This window comes from Rariglobus hedericola, from assembly GCF_007559335.1.
Lineage (GTDB): Bacteria > Verrucomicrobiota > Verrucomicrobiia > Opitutales > Opitutaceae > Rariglobus > Rariglobus hedericola.
Map to the genome: position 1 here is coordinate 874584 of NZ_VMBG01000001.1, position 20134 is coordinate 894717.

Consider the following 20134-nt stretch of genomic DNA (forward strand, 5'->3'; position numbering starts at 1 on the left):
CCTCAAAAAACTCACTGAACGTATCGCCGCATGACGAAACAGGAAAAACAGCAGCTTAGCGAAATCGACATCTGCGATCTGTTCATCACCCCCGCGATCAAAGGCGCTGGATGGGACCACCTCACCCAGATTCGCCGAGAAGTTACCCTCACCCCCGGCCCCGTTATCGTCCGTGGCAACATGTCGTCGCGGAACAAGAAGAAGAAGAAATTCGCTGACTACGTTCTGCTCAAAGAAACAGGCGTCCCCATCGCCATCGTCGAAGCCAAAGAGAACAATTACACCGTCAGCCACGGCCTCCAGCAAGCCTTGGGCTACGCCGGAATTCTCAACGTTCCTAGCGCGTTCAGTTCCAACGGCGACGCGTTCGCCTCTCACAACAAAGTGCCGGCCGCCGGCGAAGACATTGAGTGCGAATTCCCCCTCCCTTCCTTCCCCTCGCCCGACGAGCTCTGGAAACGCTACAAAAAGCACCGGAACATCAAGGACGCCGAAGAGGAACTCGTCCTCGAGCCCTACCATTTGGACGCCTACGGCAAAGAACCCCGCTACTACCAGAGCGAGGCCATCAACCGCACCCTGGAGGAAATAGCCAAGGGCAAGAAACGGCTCCTTCTGGTCATGGCCACCGGCACGGGCAAAACCTACACGACCTTTCAAATCATTTGGCGGCTCTGGAAGGCCAAGAAGGCCAAACGCACTCTCTTCCTCGTCGATCGCAACATCCTCGCCGACCAGACCCTCGTTAATGACTTCAAGCCGTTCGGTTCGGTGATGACCAAGATCAAGAACCGCAAGATCGACCCTTCCTACGAAATTTACCTCGGCCTCTACCAAGCCCTCACCGGACCCGACGAAGAAGACAAAATCTTCAAAAACGTTTCTCGCGACTTCTTTGACCTCATCATCATCGACGAGTGTCACCGTGGCAGTGCCGCAGATGATTCTGCTTGGCGCGAAATCCTCGATTACTTCTCCGGCGCCACTCAGATCGGCCTCACCGCCACGCCCAAAGAAACCAAATACGCCTCCAACATCACTTACTTTGGAGACCCTGTATACACCTACAAATTGAAGCAGGGCATCGAAGACGGCTTCCTCGCTCCTTACAAAGTAGTCCGTTACCATCTCGATAAAGACCTCATCGGCTGGACGCCCCCGCCCGGCATGACCGATGACCTCGGCAAGGAGATCGAGCAGCGCACTTACAACCAGGCCGATATGGACCGCATCTTGGTTCTCAACCAACGCACCAAGCTGGTCGCCAAGTGCGTCATGGAACTGCTCAACGCCACGGACCCGTTCTCGAAGACGATCATCTTCTGCGAAGATATCGATCACGCCGAGCGCATGCGTGTCGCCATCACCAACGCCGCCGGCCGTCTCGCCCTCGATAATCCTAAATACGTCATGCGCATCACCGGCGACAGCGTGGAGGGCAAGGCCGAGCTTGATAACTTCATCGACCCCGAGTCCAAGTTCCCCGTCATTGCCACGACCTCCGAGCTGCTCACCACCGGCGTCGACGCCAAGACCTGCAAACTCATCGTTCTGGATAAAACCATCAACTCCATGACCACGTTCAAGCAGATCGTCGGTCGTGGCACTCGCATTGACGAAGAATTCGGCAAATTCTTCTTCACTGTGATGGATTTCAAGAATGCCACAGAGCTCTTTAAGGATAAAGACTTCGACGGCGACCCCGTCGTAATTTACGAGCCCGGCCCAGAAGACCCTCCCGAACCACCCGACCCGCCCGAGCCCGATGATGATATCGTCGAGGAAGGCCCTGGAGAATACGACTCCAAGAAAATCCACGTCAGCGGCGTAGAGGTCAAAGTCCTCGCCAAGACGGTCGAATACCGCGGCGACGATGGCCGCATGGTCACCGAGTCTTACTGCGACTACAGCCGTAAGCACATTCGTAAGGAATACGCCTCGCTCGACGAATTCATCACCACATGGAACGCCTCCAAGAAAAAGGAAGCCATCATCAAGGAGCTTGAGGAATACGGTATCGAGCTGCCCAAACTTGCCGAGGAGGTCGGCAAGGAATACGGCGACTTCGATCTGATCTGCCACATCGCCTATGACCAACCGCCGCTCACCCGAAAAGAGCGGGCCGACAAAGTCAAAAAACGCGATTACTTCACCAAATACGGCGACAAGGCCCGCGCCGTCCTCGTAGCCCTCTTGGATAAATACGCAGACGAGGGCATCCTCACCATCGAGAGCCCCAAGGTTCTCAAACTCACCCCGTTCAATACGATGGGCACGCCCGTCGAGATCATCAACGACGCCTTCGGCGGCAAAGCGAACTACGAAAGCGCCCTGCAGGACCTCGAGCGCGAACTCTTTAATCAAAAAGCATCAGCATGAGCAACGTAAGCGGAGTCATTAAATCTATTCAGGACATCATGCGAAAGGACGTCGGCGTCGATGGCGATGCCCAGCGCATCAGCCAGCTCGTCTGGATGTTCTTCCTTAAGATCTACGACGATCGCGAGGCAGAGATCGAACTCTTGGAGGACGACTACACCTCGCCCCTCCCCGAGCACCTACGCTGGCGCAATTGGGCCGCTGATTCCGAGGGTATGACCGGCGACGAGCTCAGCGACTTCGTCAACTTGCAGCTCTTTCCCACCCTCAAGTTAAAGCTAACCCTGGAAGGCCCGAACGGCAAACGAGCCCAAGTCATCCGCAACGTCTTCGAGGATGCCTACAATTACATGAAGTCCGGCACGTTGATGCGCCAAGTCATCAACAAGATCAGCGAGATAAACTTCAACAACACCGAAGACCGCCACACCTTCGGCAGCATCTACGAGCAAATCCTCAAGGACCTGCAAAGCGCCGGCAACGCGGGGGAATTCTACACCCCGCGCGCCGTCACCCAGTTCATCGTCAACCGCGTGGACCCGAAGCTCGACGAGATCGTGCTCGACCCCGCCTGCGGCACCGGCGGCTTCCTCGCCTGCACCATCGACCACAAGCGCAAGAACTATCGCAAATCGCCGCAAGATGAGGAGGCCCTCATCGAGAGCATCCACGGCGTCGAGAAGAAGGCCCTGCCCCACATGCTCTGCACGACCAACATGATCCTGCACGGCATCGATACGCCGACCAATATCCGCCATGGCAACACCCTCGCCCGCCCCTACACGGCCTACACCGACAAGGACCGCGTCCACGTCATCGTCACCAACCCGCCCTTCGGCGGCACTGAGGAGGACGGCATCGAGAACAACTTCCCCGCCACCTTCCGCACCCGTGAGACCGCCGATCTCTTCATGGCGCTCATCATCAAGCTGCTGAAAAACCACGGCCGCGCCGCCGTCGTCCTGCCCGATGGCTTCCTCTTCGGTGAGGGCATGAAGACCCGCCTCAAGCAAGACCTCGTGGAGAAGTGCAATCTCCACACCATCGTCCGCCTGCCCAACGGCGTCTTCGCGCCCTACACCGGCATCAAGACCAACATTCTCTTCTTCACCAAAAAGCCCGAGAGCGAGCAGCCTGCCACCTCGCACATCTGGTTCTACGAGCACCCCTACCCGGAAGGCGTCACCAGCTATAACAAGACGAAGCCGATGCGCTTCGAGGAGTTCCAGCCCGAGATCGATTGGTGGGGCGACGAGGCCGACGGCTTTAAGGCCCGCGTGGAAAACGAGCAGGCTTGGCGCGTCTCCATCGACCAGATCAAGGCCGGCAACTACAACCTCGACCTCAAGAACCCGCACACAACCGTCGAGAGCCATGGAGAGGTCGACGAACTCCTGCCCAAATACGAAGACCTACTTCGAGACATCGCCAACACCCGCGCCCGGTTGAAAAACGAACTCCAACGCGCCCTCACCGCCACCGCCGGTTCCGCCGAATGAAGCTGGAGACGTTTTTCGAAAAGTTCGACCTGTTCGCCGACGCGCCCGATGCGGTGCCGAAGTTGCGTGAGCTGGTGCTGGACCTGGCAATTCGCGGCGGTCTGGTGCGCAATATTTCAGAAGAACCTGCGATTTCTTACATGTCCGTAGAGGACGCGACGCCAATAAACACCAATAAGGTCCCGTCAAATTGGCGCGTGGTGCTACTGGCAGACGCCATCAAAAACCGGAGCGGCAACAGTAAGCTAATCAAAGGAAAGCTTCACGAAGCTCCCGCCCCGGGGCTCTTCCAAGGATTCAGTGCTTCCGGAGCAGACGTTTGGTGCGACAACTTCGAGCACGAAGGCCAAGCAATCATCATATCCGCGGTTGGCGCGCGCTGCGGAAAGGCATTCAAGGCGGCAGGAAAGTGGAGTGCGATAGCCAACACGAATATCACGCGTCCCGATTCCTCGCTGTTGGACTTTGATTTCGCCTACTTGGTTTTGAACAACGAACATTTCTGGGTGCGAGGCGGCTCGGCCCAGCCGTTCGTGAAGTTTCCTCCTTCGCTCGATCGGCACTTTGCCCTCCCGCCCCTCGCCGAACAGAAGCGGATCGTGGCGAAGGTGAATGAGTTGATGGCCTTGTGTGATCGGCTGGCTTTGCAGCAGCAGGAACGGGAAACACGACACGCCGCGCTAGCTCGCGCGTCGCTGTCCCGCTTCGCCGCCGCGCCTACGCCTGCGAGCTTAAACTTCATCTTTCATCCGTCCTACCACGTTTCCCCCGCCGACCTCCGCAAAGCCATCCTCACCCTCGCCGTCCAAGGCAAACTCGTCCTTCAAGACCCCAACGACGAACCGGCGGAGAAGTTGCTCGCACGCCTCGCGCGCGATCACACTCCCGAACAAAGCCGCAACCAAGCCTCACCACTCCCGCCAGTTCCGGTTGATGCATTACAATACGAAGTTCCTGAGAGTTGGGCATGGGCTCGCTTCCGTGATGTAGCGATTATCGCTTCAAATCTCGTGAAGCCTGATGAGTTCTTGGCCTTCACGCACCTCGCTCCAGACAACATCGAAAAAGGAAATGGCGTGCTCCTGCCATGTAGGACCGTGCGAGAGGACGAAGTTATCAGTTCGAATCACCGGTTTTTTCCAGGGCAAATCGTGTATTCGAAAATCCGCCCCAACTTGGCCAAGGTCGTAGTCGTAGACTTCGAGGGGCTGTGCAGCGCTGACATGTATCCCATTGATGCGCTCATAGACGCATCCTATCTCTGGCGTTACATGCTCTCGGCGTCGTTCCTCGCGCAAGCGGTGAAAACAGACACGCGAGTCGCAATGCCGAAGATCAATCAGACGGAACTGAACGCGATTGCAGTCCCTGTTCCACCCCTCGCCGAACAACGCCGGATCGTGGCCAAAGTAGAGCAACTGATGGCCTTGGTGGACGCGTTGGAACAACACCTCGCCGCCTCCCGCTCCACCGCCGGAAACCTCCTCTCATACCTCGTCGCCGAACTCACTGGCACTCCGCGCAACGGCAAAGTCTCGAAGCCAGCCGTCTCTGGCACCGGTCGCCGCGGTAGACCCCGCAAGTCGGCATAAAAACCAAGTTTCACAATTGCCGCTACACTACCTTCTGAAGCTGGCACCATGAAACTTCACCGGCTACAGATTAATTAAAGACTTACCGCTATGCGCTTAAGGCATGTCCATATCAGCGATTATAAGAATCTAAAGAACTTCGACCTCACTTTCGACGGTGATAGTTTTCTGGATGTATTCGTTGGCAAGAATGGCACGGGAAAATCAAACCTCCTCGAAGCGCTCATCGAGATTTTCCGCCATCTGGACGGAGCGGACGATGCCCAGATCGATTTCGATTACGACTTAGCCTACGAGATTAAAGGCGAGGAAATCGAGATCACATGGGAGAACTCAATACTCAGCGTAAATGGCAAAGAGCAAAAGACCCTCGGCAGCGCGCCCAAGCCGGACAACATACTGGTCTACTATTCCGGCCATAACGACACCGTCTCTACGCTGATCGAAAAATACCAAACGGCCTTTCGGAAAAACCTGATAAAAGCCGATGCATCCGAAACCCGATTTTTCATCGGCCTTGGCTCAGACTATAAAGAGCTATTGTTGACAACCGTTCTTCTTCAGCCGGAAGCAAGCATATGCCGCCAATACATCTGCCGCCGATTGGGAATTAAAGGTGTCGCGCCAGACCTTAAAGTTACTTTAAAGCGCCCTCATTACGCGCTGAAAAAGACGCAATTCGACTTTCTCACAAACGAAGAAGGGCCACAGTTCTGGGGAGCAGCAGGGAGCGCCAAGGACTTCTTAAGCGTTTTATATAGTTGCACTTCGATCCAGCCAGAGAAAGGCCCCATAAGAACGGAAGGGTATCAAGCCGATGACGATAAATATATTTTCTACGTTAACTGTCAAAAGCTCACTGACGCATTTTCGGGTAGAGACCCGCACGAACTTTTTAACGCCCTCGATAAGCTCAAGGTGCTAGAGATGCTGGACGGATTATCCGTCGAACTCCTGCTAGTTAGTGGGGCGTCTGCATACACAAGCCACTTTAGTGACGGGCAGTTTCAAACCGTCTATATCTACGCAATCACCGAGCTGTTCAAAACACGGCACTGCATCACACTGCTCGATGAGCCCGACTCGTTTCTCCATCCAGAGTGGCAACACGAGTTCCTCAGCCAGATTTCTGAAATCTCAGACGCCGCTGCCAAAACGAATCACACCCTGCTAAGCAGCCACAGCGCATCAACAATTTCATCGAGCAATGACAGTCTCATCAGCCTATTCGAAATCGACGGAGCTACCGTCAAAATCTCGAAGGTTCCCAAAAGCCAAGTCATCACGACACTGTCAGCCGGATTGATCACGTTCTCAGAAAAGGAAGCTCGCCTCACTATTCAGTTATTACTGCGAGGCACGACAAAGCCCGTGCTATTTACTGAGGGGGTTTCAGATGAAGTGATTCTTGAGACTGCATGGGGAAAATTATACCCAGGTGAAACCAGACCATTCGAAATTCAGAACGCGTTCTGTTGTGGCTTCCTCGGCGGTCTCTTACAAAGAGACGACATTTACGACAATCACCCTCGAAAAACTTTCTTTGGGCTTTTCGATTTCGACGACGCCTACAACGAGTGGAATGGTTGTAAAGGCGACAGCGTTGAGACCGACCCGCATAAATGTCTGACCAAAAAGTTAAGAGACAGAAATAGCTACGTCCTACTTTTGCCCGTGCCTACGGCTGGACCAATCAAAGACCAAGTGATTCACGCTCGGTCTGGCGAACACTTTAAGGCCAATTCACGTCTAGCGATGGAGCTACTCTTTCATCAAGTCCCATCGCTTTCAGGACATTTCGAAATCGATCCCAGCCGTCCAGGAAACGTAATCCGTTTTGTTGGAGAAAAAGTCAGATTCGCTAAAGAAGTCGTCCCACGTCTCGCCCCTGCGCACTTCAAAGTCTTCGAACCTATCTTCGATTTTATTAGATCAAAATGCCCCACCCCCGCTGCTGACAACTAACCCACTTATCCCAATGAATTTCGAACAGCCTAAGCCTGATTCAAAAAAATATGCTGATCTCATTTCAGACATCGAAAAAGGCATCATTAAGATCCCGAAGTTCCAACGTGAGTTCGTCTGGGGAATCGATAAGACGGCCAATCTTCTGGACAGCATTTTGAAAGGTTACCCTATAGGCACCTTCATTCTTTGGAAGACCAACGAACGGATCAACGACATCAAGAACGTCGGAAATCTCGATATTCCTCCTACTCCGGACGGCACGAAGGTGGAATACGTTTTGGATGGGCAGCAGCGGATCACCTCCTTGTTTGCCGCCTATCGCGGGGCCAAAATCCAAAAGGTTGGAGAGAAGAAGGTGACGGACTACAGCGACATCGTCGTGAACATCGATATCGATATCAGCGATAGTGACAGACAGGTCATTTCGGCCGAACCGACCGGCAAGAAATACATCTCGTTGAGCACCGTCCTGAACTTCAACTACGCCAAGTCGAAAGAACTGGAATCGCAGTTCAGCAGCAACGAAATGCAGCTCATCGATTCCTACTCGACGGCTTTTCGCACCTACGAATTTTCCACCGTGGTATTGAGGAAAGAAGACATCGATTCCGCGATCGAGGTTTTCACACGGATCAACACAGGGGGCCAGACTTTGACGCTGTTCGAAATCATGTCGGCGAAGACCTACGATGAAGAGCAGCAGTTCGACATGACGGTGAAGTGGGCAGACTTCGTTAAGGAGCTAAAGGACATCAAATACGAAGGGGTTTCAAACTCGGTTGTGCTGAGCCTCCTATCTCTGGTCCTCAGCCGAACCAAGGAATGCAAGCGCAAGACGATTCTTGCATTGGACAAGCAATCGATCATCGACGCTTGGGATGATGCTATCTCGGCGCTGAAGGACAGTATCGACTATTTCCGGACAACCTACCGAATCCCGGTCTCGCAAATCTTACCCTACGACGCACTCCTGATACCCTTTGGTTACTTTTTCTACCACCATAAGGACAAGCCCTCGGGACTTCAAAAGAAGCTCCTAGAAGAGTTCTTTTGGCGGATGTCCCTTAGCTTCCGATACTCCAGCTCCACGGAATCCAGGCTGGCGCAGGACATCAAGAGGATCGACACGATCCTTGAAGAGAATCGTCCCGACTACGCCGACATCAAAGTCGATTTGGATTCACCGCGAGCGCTGGTCGAGACGAACTTCAGCGCTGGGAACAGCTACTGCAAAGCCGTCCTGTGTCTGTTGGCCTATCAGGAGCCCAAAGACTTCAGAGACAACGGCAAGGTGATCTTGGACAATTCTTGGCTCAAAATCGCCAACAGCAAAAACTACCACCACTTCTTCCCCAAAGCCTACTTCAAGACAAAGGAAACCGCGAATGCCAACAGTTTGGTGAACATCACTTTTGTTAGTGATCATCTCAACAAGCGCAAAATCGGAGCGAAAGCTCCTTCGGTTTACATCCGCGATTTTCACGATGAAAACAGCGAGATTAATATCGCGCTGAACTCGCACTTCATCGACCTAAAGGGATTTGGAATCGAGAGCGACGACTACGCTACCTTTCTAGCGAAGCGATCGAAGCTGATTTATGACGCACTAAAGTCGCGCATCGAACTCACCCACCAGGAATCGGTGAACGAAGAGCTGGAGCAGCTCATACACGCGGGCGAAAGTGCTCGAGTAGAGTTCAAGTCCACTTTGCGCTACGATCTAAAAACCAAGGAAGTGAACAATAAACTGGAATTCGTGATCGCGAAGACAATCGCAGCTTTCCTGAATTCCGAAGGAGGAAACCTCCTGATAGGCATCGACGATAATTCGAATGCGTTAGGTCTGGAGAACGACCTACAAACGCTTGGGAAGCAGAATACTGATGGCTTCGAATTACATTTAATCGGGCTCATCAAAAAATACGTGGGCGCAGAATATGGAGGCCACACCAAGATTTCATTCCCCTTCTACGACAGCCAACAAATCTGCCGTATTCAGGTTTCTCGTAGTGGCACTCCAGTGTTCATGTCGTATGAAGGAAAGGATGAATTCTTCGTGCGCACAGGCTGCTCATCCCAATCCCTGAGCCGAGGGGAGCAAAGTATATACGAGAAAGAGCATTGGTTATGAGATAGTAGGGTCTTGGCTCAACTCCTCGCCCACCCCGGCCCCTTCCCTCCCCAGCACACCACCCGCAATCCTGCACCCCGTCTGCCTCCCCGCCCAAACTGCCGCCGTCGCCGACTCCGTCCAAGCCGCCATGGACGAACTCGTCCGCAAACGCCGCGCCGAACGCTCGTGCCGCCCCTGATTCCCAACACTTTTATGCACACCGATCCCGCCATCACCTCGCGCACGAACCATGTGTTCGTTGATTTCGAAAATGTTCATGAGGTCGATCACTCGGTCATTGGGAGCAAGACCACCACCGTCACGATTTTACTCGGACCAAAAGACACCAAACTCGACGTGGGGTTGGTTGAAAAACTTCTGGCCCATGCGGCCTCAGTCCAGCTCGTGCGACTGACAAGCTCTGGGAAAAACGCTCTCGATTTCACTCTCGCTTACTATGTCGGTCGTGCAGCGATCACCGATCCCGAGGGCTATTTTCACATCATATCCAGAGATGCAGGGTTCGATCCGCTGATTCAGCATCTTCGCAGCCGTCATATCCGAGCCCACCGGCACCCCGATTTTAGCAGTCTCTCATTCTCTTGCGCACCCAAGATGGCTGAGCATGTCCCGCCGCCGCCCAGTGACGACATGACCAAGGTGCTGGAGCATCTGCGTAAGAACACCACCAACCGCCCCAAGCGCAAAACAACCCTGACCAGCCATCTTCTTGGTCACTTGGGCAAAAACTCCACCGAAGCAGCCGTCGGTAAGCTGATCGCCGAACTCATCCAAGCCGGTCACCTCAGCATCGGCGACAAGGGCACTGTTTCCTACAGCCTCTAAAATCAAGTCCATGTCCTCCTACAAAAAACCAATCCTCGTTTCTGTTCTTCAGATCATTGGAGTGCTCAACGGTGTGGCCGCAGTCGCAACATCGCTCATTTCTTTTTCCCAAAGTCCGCTGGGTGTAATGCCCGGGATTATGTGCGTGTTGGGCGGAATCGTTGCCGTAACCCTCTTCTTCGGCCTCGCCCAATGCGTCGATTACCTCGGCCGCACCGCGTATCACACCGAGCGCACCGCCGACTTGCTTGAGCGGCAGAATCAACGCCCCACCTCACCCGCCGCCAAAGATGACGCGTGGCGCCGTGCGCAGGGCGGTCTTTAATCGGACAGGGTTCACAGCTTTCAATCTGATAACTTAACCCTTCCGTGTATTTCGGGTGTTCCGTGAAAAAAACCACTCTGAAACCACGCCACCACCGTTCCCTATAGTTTCCTGCGGCCCGCCGATTTTATCCGCTCGCATGAATCGAGTTTAGGACCAAATGTCTTTCAGTCATCGCCAAATCGAGTTCGGACGTAACGAAAGCTTCCACTGTTATCCCAAAAGGCTTCACGGCCATTCCGTTTGAGCCTTTCGCCTTCCCCAAAGCCTCCACGGTCATTCCCGTTGAAGCTATCGTTATCCCGAAAGGCTCCACGGTCGTTCCGTTGCAGCCTTCCGCCATGGCAAATGCCTCCAAACCCAGGAATGAAAGCTTCTGGCTAAAAGCTGTAAGATCCATACTACCAATCATCTAGAATCTGGACCCACTGCCCTCTCATCCGTGCCCCCCTCCGCGCTCTCCGCGTCCTCTGTGTTAAAACTCCTCCGGTCATCCGAATGAGTCCCCACAAAAAAGCCGCCCGCAGGCGGCTTTCGTTAAGAGTTAAAACCCCTCCGAGGGTTCGCTCCCTTCACCTTAAACTTTCGTCTTAACCGTGAGGCGCTGCGCGCATCAGAGCTTCGGGCTCGGCTCAGTCCCGAGCCACTGCGGCGCCGCGCCTTCGGGCAGCGGGGGGATGCCGTCTTTGCCGGCGGGGGGCAGCGTGCCGTTGAGCTCCTGGCGCCAGTGGGCGACGTCTCCACCGGGGCAATACACATACATCATGTGCATCGGCTCGCTGCCGGTGTTGGTGAGCTGGTGGAACTTGCCCGGGGGCATAAACACCGCCTGACCCGCCTTGATCGGCGAGCACTCGTTATCGACGCAGATCTGTCCTTCGCCCTGCACGATGAAATACACTTCCTCCTGCTCCTGGTTGTGCCAGGGCACCTGGCCGCCGTTGGCTTCGAGGATGGAGTAACCCATCGAAAACCCCTTGGCCTGGATCGGCTGCGGACCTTGTCCGACGAGACCGCGGCCCCAACGGCGCGCGGGAAAAGTTCCACCGGGTAGTTTGGCGAGATCAGCGATAATCATGGTGCCTCAACCCAAGCCCCGCCGACCCACCCCCGCGATGCTATTTTCCCCCAAAGACCAGCGACGTGCTAGTCCCCTCCGTTTCCGTGCTATCCCGAGCCATTTGAAACGCAAAGACGCCAAGTCGCGAAGGACGGAGCAAAATTTAGAGAGATAGTTCGGTTCTAACGAAGAGGATCGAAACTTGGATCGTCCTCTTAGCCGCTTCGCGTCTTTGCGTTTCAAGATCGATATCGCTTCGCTCAAAACGGGTGAGCCTACCGGCAATTTTCGACAGGATGAATACCGGGATGCCGATCCGTGGATATCGATCCCTGCCCCATCCTGTCATCCTGTCCAAACTCCCTGCCGGGTTTGGTCCTTCCGTCCGTCTCCCGTCCTCTGTCCTCCGTAGTCCGTTCTCCGTCCCCAGCAACTCCGCGCTCTCAGCGTCCTCTGCGTTAAAAACTCTGCACCTCCGTTGTCTTCAAAACGGAAAGCCCACCGAGAAATGCAGCGTGCCGCTCGGGTCGCCCGGACGCGGATTCACGTTGCGGCCATACTCCAGGCGCACCGGGCCGACGATCGTCTGGTAGCGGATGCCGAGGCCCACGGAATACAGCTGCTCGTCCCACGGGTAATCGCCCAGCGTCGCCGCTTCGCCGAGCGCATCGCCAAACACCACCACCGACCACGTCTTCGTGATGGCTTGCTCGATCTCCAGATTGAACAGCGTGTAGGTCTCCGCACCGATGAAGCGTCCGTCGGGACCGCGCGGGGCCGCCTCGTCTTTTTGAAAGCCGCGGATACTGCTGTCGCCGCCGGGATAAAAGCGTTTGTTCACCGGGATCAATTGTCCGTCGGGCGCGCCCCATTGCGTGATCGCCCCGTGGGTGAGGCCGAGGTGAATCCAACGGCTGCGGCCCCACGCGGTGTGATAGGCGGCACCGGCTTCGAACAACTGGTAATCCACTTCGCCGCCCAGCGTCTCGCTGGCAAACTCCGCCTGCGCGAACCAGCGGTAACCGCGACGCGGACGCAGCGGGTTGTCGCGCCGGTCCTTGGTCAGGCCCACATCGATACTGGCCACCTTCACGTTGTCCGCATCCACCGCGCTCGTGGTGAGTTCGTTGTCCTGATTGCTCAATGACTGGTAAGTGTAACCGAGCGAGCCCTCGGCCTTGAGCCAGGGAATGCGCCGGCGCACGCCGACCGTGCCGCCATACTCTTCGCGATCAAACGACTCTTCCTCGCGGCGCAGACCGAACACGCGCGCGGTGCCGTCGATCGATTCACCGAAGAGCTCGGGCACGGTGTAGGTGTATTCACCGCGCGTGCTCTTCACCGACTGCACCAGCACGAGGCGGCTCTGGTGCGCGCGGCCGAGGAGATTCGTCTGCTGCAACTCCACGCCGCCGCGCAGTTGTTCGTAGCTGCCATAACCGGCCAGCAAGCTCGCATCCCAACGCGGCATCTCGCGCACGGTGAACACGGCGTCGCGCTGCGTGCCGGTGGCCGGATCGTAGTGGAGATCGACCGTCTCAAACGACCCCAGGCGCGCCAGCCGGAAGCGCGAGCGTTCGAGGGCCAGCGGGTCCAACGGCTCGCCTTCGCGCGCCCGCACGCGGCGTCGCAGGATGGATTCGCGCGTATGCTTGTTTCCCTCGAAGCGCACATGCGCGAGCTTCACCGACGGACCGGGGGAGACCCGCACGGCCACGGAGACCTCGCGGCGGCCATCGTAGGGCTCGGCCACCGTCGGGATGACATCGACCAGCATGTCGGCGTAGCCTTCGCGATAAAACGTGCGGCGCACCTGTTCGCTGGTGTCCTGCTGCCAGTTGCGCGACCACGGCTGATTCAGGCGCAGGACGGTCGGCGCCAGCGTCACGCCGGTGTCCTCCGCGCCTTCCAACTGCGCCGCGGTGACCATCCAGCGCGGGCCCTCGACCACGGTCACGGCGACATCAACGCGACCGGTGCGTTCGTCGTTGCGGGTGACCACGGCTTTCACGGTGGCATCGGCGTAGCCGGACTGGCGCAAAGTTTCCGCGAGCGCATCGGTCGAGCGACGCAGGCGGGCCGGCGAATAGGCGCGCGCCTCGGTGCCGACCAACGGCACTTCGTTGGGACGGAAAAATCCGCGCGCCACCACGGGCTTCAACGCGGTGACACCAGTGATCGTCACGTCGTGCACGACGGAGCGCACGCCTTCGTCCACCTCGAAGCGCACGGCCGTCACCTCGAGTTCGCGCGGCAGCAGTGTGACTAGCGAGGCGTCGAAGGTGAAGACCCGCCGTTGCCCGTCGGTCGTGGTCGCGTTGACCGTGACGACCGGTTTCAGGTAACCCTCGCCGGCGAGCGCGGACACGATCATGAAGGCGGCGTCTTCCACGGTGGTCGGGCCGATCACCGGACCGCGTTCCTCGCCCAGCATGCGCTCCAAAGCGAGGCGTTGCTCGCGGTTGCCGAAGAAGCCGAGGCCGGACACCGAGAGCTTCGCCGGATCGGGCTTTTTCTCGGCGGCAGCCACCACGCCGGTCGGCAACAGCAAGAGCACGCACGCGGCGATGAGAGGGGTGCGGTTATTTCTTGGCATCGGTGGGCTTGTCTTCGCGCTTCTCTGAGAAGATGCGCCATTTCACGCCGAGGTTATACTCGTCGTATTCATCGTATTCGCCGACCAGTGACCAGCGCGGACTGAGCTCGTAGGAAATGCCGTAGGTCTCGCGGCCCTGTTCCGACACACGCTCGCCCACATCGATGGTTAATTTATCCGCCGCGGCGGGATCGGAGCCGAGCTGGTTGAGCAACGACTGCCCCAGATACGTGCCGAGCCGCGCGGCGCGTTCGCGGCCGGTGTAGTTGATTTCATTCTGCGGTGTCTCGCCGGCCATCACCATGAGCAATACCTGCTCCGACTCCAACGTGGGCGTGGAGAAGAACGTGATCTGCGGCTTCTCGGTGGTGCCGCTGATTTCCATGCGCAAATCATACCCGTAACGCCGGCTCGTGCCCACAAGGGAAATGCGCGGCTCGAACGGCGCCGATTCCGCGATGCGCACACTGCCCTGCCGCACTACGAAGGTCGCGAACGGCAGCATCACCTGACCTTGATTAATGATCGCATCGCCCGTGGCGCGGGGATCGCCCAGCGTGCCGCGTAACCGGAAGTGCGCTGAGACCACGCCGTTGAACACCGGCGTGCGCAAGCGCAGGAAGCGGTCGCCATCCACCGCCACGTCGATCTCCCACGCGTTGAAGGGCGGGATCGTCACCGCAAAATACGGCGGACGCCGGCCGGGTGCGTTGCGCGGGCCGCCACTCGGCAGGAGCGAACGAACATCCATCAGGAAAAGACTGTCGCCCAATTTCGAGTTGCCGGTGATGCGCGTGACGCCGTCCGCATCCGTAATGATGCGCAGGTCGATGTCGCCGCGAACCAGCAGACCGGCCTGGCGCACGAAGGGCAGTTTCTCACCGCGCAACGCGAGGTTGAGACGCGGGATCTTCGTATCAGTCAGATCGACCGAACCGCTCAACGTAACCGGTTGTCCGCCGGCCGAGGCGCGCACCTGGGTGAAGGTCACCGTGCGTCCGTTCAACTGGATGTCGGCGCTGATGGACTGCAGGATGCCCAGCGGACCGAGCGGCCGCGTCGCCGCATCCTTGAGCTTTACGAAGCCCTGCAGCTGGCCGCCTTTCTTTAGCGAAATATCGATCTGCAGTTTTCCGGCGGGCGAAAGATACGCGGGGGCGAGCGCGGCCAGTGCGGCCACATCCGCATCCGGAATCTCGATACGCGCCTCGCCATCGGCCTCGGCCAGCGAGAGCGGATCGGATATAAGCACCGCCCAGTCCTTGACTGGCAGACGACCGCTGGCGCGCACTTCCTGCCCGGCCACCCGCGCGTTGAACGACTCCAGCGCCAGTCCCTCGCGGGCACCGGTGAGCCGTGCCTTCACCGATTGAATCTCGGGCAAGGAACGCGCCCACACCGCACCGCCCGGAGCGATTTTTTCGATACTGATACTCCCCTCGCCCGTCGGTTTTTTCAACGTGCCGGCGATCTTCAAGTTCACCTCGGGACGCGTGAGCACGAGACCGGTGATCGACGTGATCTCATTCCAGAAGAGGGCGTGCGGCTCGGTCACGGCGTCCAGAACCAGCGGCGCGGAGTCATCGAAGCGCAACAGCGGTTTCTGCGCGGGCCACACCGCAACCGGCAGCCGGCCGGTCGCGCTCACCACCGGTTGCTGATCCATGGTGGCGCTCAATGTATCCAGCACCACGCCCTCGCCGTCGCCATGGGCGGACAACGCGACCTCGGCGGAGCGGCCCTCGTTGAGCTGCATGCGACCCGCGCCCGTCGTCGTAAACCGCAGCGGACCGCGATCCCAGTCGCCCTGCACCGCAAGCGCCGCGACGCTCCACTCGGGGCCCTTCAACTCCAGGAGATCGATTATCCACGACGACGCAAAATTCTGCACGTTGAGCGTGATGCGACCGGTTTCACCCAAAGCGAGTTGACCCTCAATACTGCCGCGCGGGCCTTTGAAAATGACCGGCTCAACCGTCCAGGCCGGCAGGCGCGCGATGCGCACGGGCTGCATCAGCCGCAGGCGATCTTCGCCGGACTGGGCCAGCACCAGCTCGCTCACCTTCACGGCGGAGGCATTGCCACTGGCCACCAGACGCACGCTGGTCTGGCTCGCGGTGGCATTGAGTTTCGCCTCATCGATGGTCGCGCCGGTGCCCGTCCACGAGCCCTGCACCGAGAGCGGGCGCACCGGCGAGACTCGCAAGGCCTGCGCGTTGACCTGCCCGCGATGCGTGATCGCCGGCCAGACGCCGCCCGCCGTGGCCTTGATGTCAAAAGTATCAAAGCCGGCGTCCTCGGGCAGCCAGCGGGCGGCCGTCGCACGGCTGATCTGTCCGTCCAACCGCGCGTCGATCAGCGTGTGTGTATCCGCATTCCAACCACCGCTCAACGCGAGTTGGTCACCCCCGACCAGTCGTATCGATGCCTTGGAGACTTGCACCTGCGGCCATTCCACGCGCACGGCGACGTCGGCCTGGGTCGTGCCCCAGTCGGCAATCGCGGCATCCACCGTGGTGAGCACCGCTTCGACCAAGGGAATGCCGGTGTCGCGCGGCGTCACATTCACCGAGCCGGTGACGCGACCGCGCCCCTTGAACCACGGTTGTTTCGCCAGGTCTGCGGTCAGCTCGAAGCGGGAGGCACCGCTGAACAACTGTCCGTCGCGGCCGATCTCAATCGGCTCGCTGAGTTGTCCGGTCACACCGGGCATCGCCACCTCCAGATGATCGATCGTCAGGCGGTCGGCCTGGCCGGAGCCTTGCAGCTTCACCTGCAACGGCGGCACTTCCTTGCCATCGACCGGCACGCCGGCGGCGTCGAGCTCGACCGAAAGCGTTTTGTCCTTCCAGACCACGACGCCATTGCCGCTGACCGTGGCGTAATACGCACCGAGCTTCGCGCGGTTGCCCGGCACGGTCCATTGCGAGGCCTTGGCCTGCGCTTCAAGCGGCAGCCAGCCGGTGGGCGCAAACTGCGCCGCCACCGTCCACGGTTGATCGAACCAGTTTCCTTTGACCGCAATCTCCGCGCCCGTGCTCACCGCGTCGGCCGTCCAATGCCCGGCCTGCTCGCGCACATCGAGCACCCAACGATCACCGGCAACATCGCACTTCAATCCGACGGCGGCATCGAGCTGCTTCCAGCGCAACGAAGCCACCTGCAGTTCGTTCTTCGTCCAGGTTACATTTGAAAAATCCAGCCGGCTGCCCGGCCACGTCACCGAGCCATTGCGGGCCGTCGCGGGCGGCAGCCAGGTGTCGAGTTTGTCCACGATGCGCCCGAGTAATTTGCGCAACACCAGCCAGCCGCGCGGGGGCTTGGGATTTTTCGACGGCGTCTTCGACGCGGTCACATCCACGCTCCAGTCATCAATCACCACGTTACCCGGACGACCCGCCAGCCAGACGAGCGGCGTGCCGAGCTGGACGCGCGAGGCCTTCACCTCGACCGACGCCACCTTCACATCGACATTCTCCAGTTCGAAGCGCGTGTAACCCACCCGACGATACTCGCCAAACGTGACCCCGTAATGCCCGCCGACCACGTTGAGCGCCGCGCCCAGCCACCACGGAAGCGACACCAGCGCGAGTAATGCGCAGGCGACAACCGAGAGGGTGATAAGAACGAGTTTTCGACGCATGCAAGAATCCTACGCGGCAGGAACCAGACCGTTGCGGGCCAGCAACGCCGCGAGGTCAGGGTCACGACCCATAAAGCGGCGATACAGTTCCGCCGGCTCGGCCGAATTACCGCGACTGAGGATGTGCTCGACGAACTCCGCGCCCACCACGGAGCTGAACACGCCTTCGCGTTTGAAACGCGTAAACGCATCCGCATCGAGCACCTCCGCCCACTTGTAAGAATAGTAACCCGCCGCGTAGCCCACCGGATCGCTGAAGAGATGCCCGAAACGCTTCACGATGGTTTTCCCCGGCGGCTCGGTGGGAATCATGCAATCGGCCACGAGGGCGCGCGCATGCGTCTCGATATCGCCCTCGGCAAATTCTTGCGCGCGCATGTGCAGCAGCAGATCCATCCGCGCGAATTGCACCTGGCGGATCGTAGCGCACGCGGAGCGGAAGTTTTTCGCCGCGGTCATTTTCTGGAAGATGTCTTCCGGGATGGCTGCGCCGGTCTCGTGATGACGCGCAAAGAGATCGAGGCTCTCACGCTCCCAGCACCAGTTTTCCATGATCTGCGACGGGAGCTCGACGAAGTCCCACGCGACATTGACGCCGTTGAGCGACTTGATCTCCACCTCGCCGAGCAAGTGGTGCAACAAGTGGCCGAACTCGTGGAAGATCGTCTCGACTTCATCGTGTGCGAGCAGCGCGGGCTTGCCCTCGGCGGGTGGCGTGAGGTTGCCGCAAATATAACCGAGATGAGGCGTGCGCGTGCCATCGGGCTGCGGGCCGCCGGTGACGAGATAACCCATCCAGGCGCCGCCGCGTTTGGATTCGCGCGGATACCAGTCGGCATAAAACGAACCGAGATGACGCCCGGCCGAGTCCTTCAAATCGTAGAACTTCACCGCCGGATCCCACACCTCGACCGAACCGGCCGGACGCTCCGTGATGCGCAGGCCGAAGACACGGCTCGCGAGATCGAAGAGACCGGCGATCACGCGATCCATCGGCAGATACGGACGCAGCACCTCGTCATCGAAGTCGTAACGCTCCTGGCGAAGTTTCTCGGACCAGTAGCCGACTTCCCACGGCTTCAAGACCGAACGGGGCGCACCGGTGCGGCGGGCCTTGAACTCCTCGAGCTCCGCGCACTCGCGCACAAACGCCGCGTGCGCACGGCTGCCCATGTCCTCCATGAAAGCGAGCGCGCGTTCGCCTGAACCGGCCATGCGGCGCGCGAGCACGAGATCGGCAAAGTGTGGTTTCCCGAGGAGACGCGCCTTCTCGTCGCGCAAGGCGATGATGCGTTTCACCAGCTCCGAGTTGTCATGCGGCGCCTGCCCACCCACGGCGGTGGCGGCGGTCCACACCTCGCGACGCAGGCTCTCGTCGTCGGCATACGTCATGACCGGTTCCTGCGACGGCATGTGCAACGTGAAGCGCCAGACGGGCTTTTCGGGCGAGCCGAGGTTCTTGCTTTCCGCACTGCGCTTGGCGGCGGCGATCGCGTGCTCGGGAATGCCGCGCAGGCGCGTCTCGTCGGTCACGATCAACTCCCAGGCGTTGGTCGCATCGAGGACGTTGTCGCCGTATTTTTGAGTGATCTCGGCCAGCTCGGTTTGCAGTGCTTCGAGCCGCGTGCGTTGGGCATCGGGCAAATCTGCACCCGACTGACGGAACTCCTCGACCGTCTCGTCGATGAACCGGCGGTGAATCCCCGTGAGCGCGACCGCCTCGGGCGTGGCGGCAAAGGTCTTGAGCCGCGACCACAACGCGGGATTGAGGGAAATGCGCGCAAAGAACGCCGAGACCGTGGGCAGCAGCGCATTGTGCGCATCGCGAAGCGCGGGCGAATCGGCGACGGACTGGAGATGCGTGACCTTGCCCCAGGCGTAGTTGAGCTCCTCGGTGGCGCGTTCCATCGCGAGGAACGTGTTGCCATAAGTCAGCGCAGGGGACTCGAGCGCACCGATGGCATCAATGGCCGCCTGCGCGCGGGCGAGCGCGGCCTCGATGGCGGGCGCGATCAGCTCGGGCGTGTGTTGCGACCAGCGGGACTCGAACGTGGTATCAAGAAAAGGATTGGCGGACATGCGTTCGCACCAGCGAAGCCGATGTCCGCCCACG

12 protein-coding genes are annotated in these 20134 nt (G+C 58.6%); 7 read left to right on the plus strand and 5 right to left on the minus strand.

Annotation, left to right across the window (positions count from 1 at the left end):
- The first annotated feature begins 30 nt into the window (after positions 1 to 30).
- The 7 genes from hsdR (at position 31) to FPL22_RS03955 (ending at position 10722) form a co-directional block, all read left to right on the plus strand.
- The gene (hsdR, locus tag FPL22_RS03925; RefSeq protein ID WP_144228799.1) at positions 31 to 2379 is read left to right on the plus strand and encodes an EcoAI/FtnUII family type I restriction enzme subunit R; all 2349 of its coding nucleotides are present in this window, start codon (positions 31 to 33) and stop codon (positions 2377 to 2379) included.
- Positions 2376 to 3878, plus strand: a complete 1503-nt coding sequence (locus tag FPL22_RS03930) for a type I restriction-modification system subunit M (RefSeq protein ID WP_144228800.1) — start codon at positions 2376 to 2378, stop codon at positions 3876 to 3878. The genes hsdR and FPL22_RS03930 overlap by 4 nt, the downstream gene beginning before the upstream one ends.
- On the plus strand, positions 3875 to 5470 hold the full coding sequence (locus FPL22_RS17800; protein ID WP_203235112.1) for a restriction endonuclease subunit S: 1596 nt from the start codon (positions 3875 to 3877) through the stop codon (positions 5468 to 5470). The genes FPL22_RS03930 and FPL22_RS17800 overlap by 4 nt, the downstream gene beginning before the upstream one ends.
- A gap of 90 nt (positions 5471 to 5560) precedes the next feature.
- Positions 5561 to 7435 (plus strand): AAA family ATPase, encoded by a 1875-nt coding sequence (locus tag FPL22_RS03940; RefSeq protein WP_144228801.1) that lies wholly within the window; start codon positions 5561 to 5563, stop codon positions 7433 to 7435.
- A 13-nt stretch (positions 7436 to 7448) separates the two neighbouring features.
- Complete coding sequence (locus FPL22_RS03945) at positions 7449 to 9569, plus strand: GmrSD restriction endonuclease domain-containing protein (RefSeq protein WP_144228802.1); 2121 nt, start codon at positions 7449 to 7451, stop codon at positions 9567 to 9569.
- Between the two features lie 195 nt (positions 9570 to 9764).
- Positions 9765 to 10397: a PIN domain-containing protein gene (locus FPL22_RS03950; protein WP_144228803.1), complete on the plus strand. Its 633-nt coding sequence runs from the start codon at positions 9765 to 9767 to the stop codon at positions 10395 to 10397.
- Between the two features lie 10 nt (positions 10398 to 10407).
- Positions 10408 to 10722 carry a hypothetical protein gene (locus tag FPL22_RS03955; RefSeq protein ID WP_144228804.1) on the plus strand — a complete coding sequence of 105 codons (315 nt, stop codon included), beginning with the start codon at positions 10408 to 10410 and terminating at the stop codon, positions 10720 to 10722.
- Positions 10723 to 10849: 127 nt separating this feature from the next.
- Here the strand turns inward: FPL22_RS03955 and FPL22_RS17650 are convergent, their stop codons facing one another.
- From FPL22_RS17650 to FPL22_RS03975, 5 genes are all read right to left on the minus strand, one after another.
- Positions 10850 to 11122 (minus strand): hypothetical protein, encoded by a 273-nt coding sequence (locus tag FPL22_RS17650; protein WP_162525183.1) that lies wholly within the window; start codon positions 11120 to 11122, stop codon positions 10850 to 10852.
- Between the two features lie 213 nt (positions 11123 to 11335).
- Positions 11336 to 11800: a cupin domain-containing protein gene (locus tag FPL22_RS03960; RefSeq protein WP_144228805.1), complete on the minus strand. Its 465-nt coding sequence runs from the start codon at positions 11798 to 11800 to the stop codon at positions 11336 to 11338.
- Between the two features lie 466 nt (positions 11801 to 12266).
- On the minus strand, positions 12267 to 14378 hold the full coding sequence (locus FPL22_RS03965) for a BamA/OMP85 family outer membrane protein (RefSeq protein WP_144228806.1): 2112 nt from the start codon (positions 14376 to 14378) through the stop codon (positions 12267 to 12269).
- On the minus strand, positions 14365 to 18021 hold the full coding sequence (locus FPL22_RS03970; RefSeq protein ID WP_144228807.1) for a translocation/assembly module TamB domain-containing protein: 3657 nt from the start codon (positions 18019 to 18021) through the stop codon (positions 14365 to 14367). Before FPL22_RS03970 ends, FPL22_RS03965 begins: the two co-directional genes overlap by 14 nt.
- A gap of 9 nt (positions 18022 to 18030) precedes the next feature.
- Entirely contained in the window at positions 18031 to 20100 is a 2070-nt protein-coding gene (locus FPL22_RS03975; RefSeq protein WP_144228808.1) for a M3 family metallopeptidase, read from the minus strand.
- Positions 20101 to 20134: the final 34 nt, after the last annotated feature.

Excerpts from the sequence above, each read along its gene's own strand:
- FPL22_RS17650 (WP_162525183.1), bottom strand. The coding sequence starts at position 11,122 with ATGGATCTTACAGCTTTTAGCCAGAAGCTTTCATTCCTGGGTTTGGAG.
- hsdR (WP_144228799.1), top strand. The coding sequence starts at position 31 with ATGACGAAACAGGAAAAACAGCAGCTTAGCGAAATCGACATCTGCGAT.
- FPL22_RS03930 (WP_144228800.1), top strand. The coding sequence starts at position 2,376 with ATGAGCAACGTAAGCGGAGTCATTAAATCTATTCAGGACATCATGCGA.
- FPL22_RS03945 (WP_144228802.1), top strand. The coding sequence starts at position 7,449 with ATGAATTTCGAACAGCCTAAGCCTGATTCAAAAAAATATGCTGATCTC.
- FPL22_RS03955 (WP_144228804.1), top strand. The coding sequence starts at position 10,408 with ATGTCCTCCTACAAAAAACCAATCCTCGTTTCTGTTCTTCAGATCATT.
- FPL22_RS03940 (WP_144228801.1), top strand. The coding sequence starts at position 5,561 with ATGCGCTTAAGGCATGTCCATATCAGCGATTATAAGAATCTAAAGAAC.
- FPL22_RS17800 (WP_203235112.1), top strand. The coding sequence starts at position 3,875 with ATGAAGCTGGAGACGTTTTTCGAAAAGTTCGACCTGTTCGCCGACGCG.
- FPL22_RS03975 (WP_144228808.1), bottom strand. The coding sequence starts at position 20,100 with ATGTCCGCCAATCCTTTTCTTGATACCACGTTCGAGTCCCGCTGGTCG.
- FPL22_RS03965 (WP_144228806.1), bottom strand. The coding sequence starts at position 14,378 with ATGCCAAGAAATAACCGCACCCCTCTCATCGCCGCGTGCGTGCTCTTG.
- FPL22_RS03950 (WP_144228803.1), top strand. The coding sequence starts at position 9,765 with ATGCACACCGATCCCGCCATCACCTCGCGCACGAACCATGTGTTCGTT.
- FPL22_RS03970 (WP_144228807.1), bottom strand. The coding sequence starts at position 18,021 with ATGCGTCGAAAACTCGTTCTTATCACCCTCTCGGTTGTCGCCTGCGCA.
- FPL22_RS03960 (WP_144228805.1), bottom strand. The coding sequence starts at position 11,800 with ATGATTATCGCTGATCTCGCCAAACTACCCGGTGGAACTTTTCCCGCG.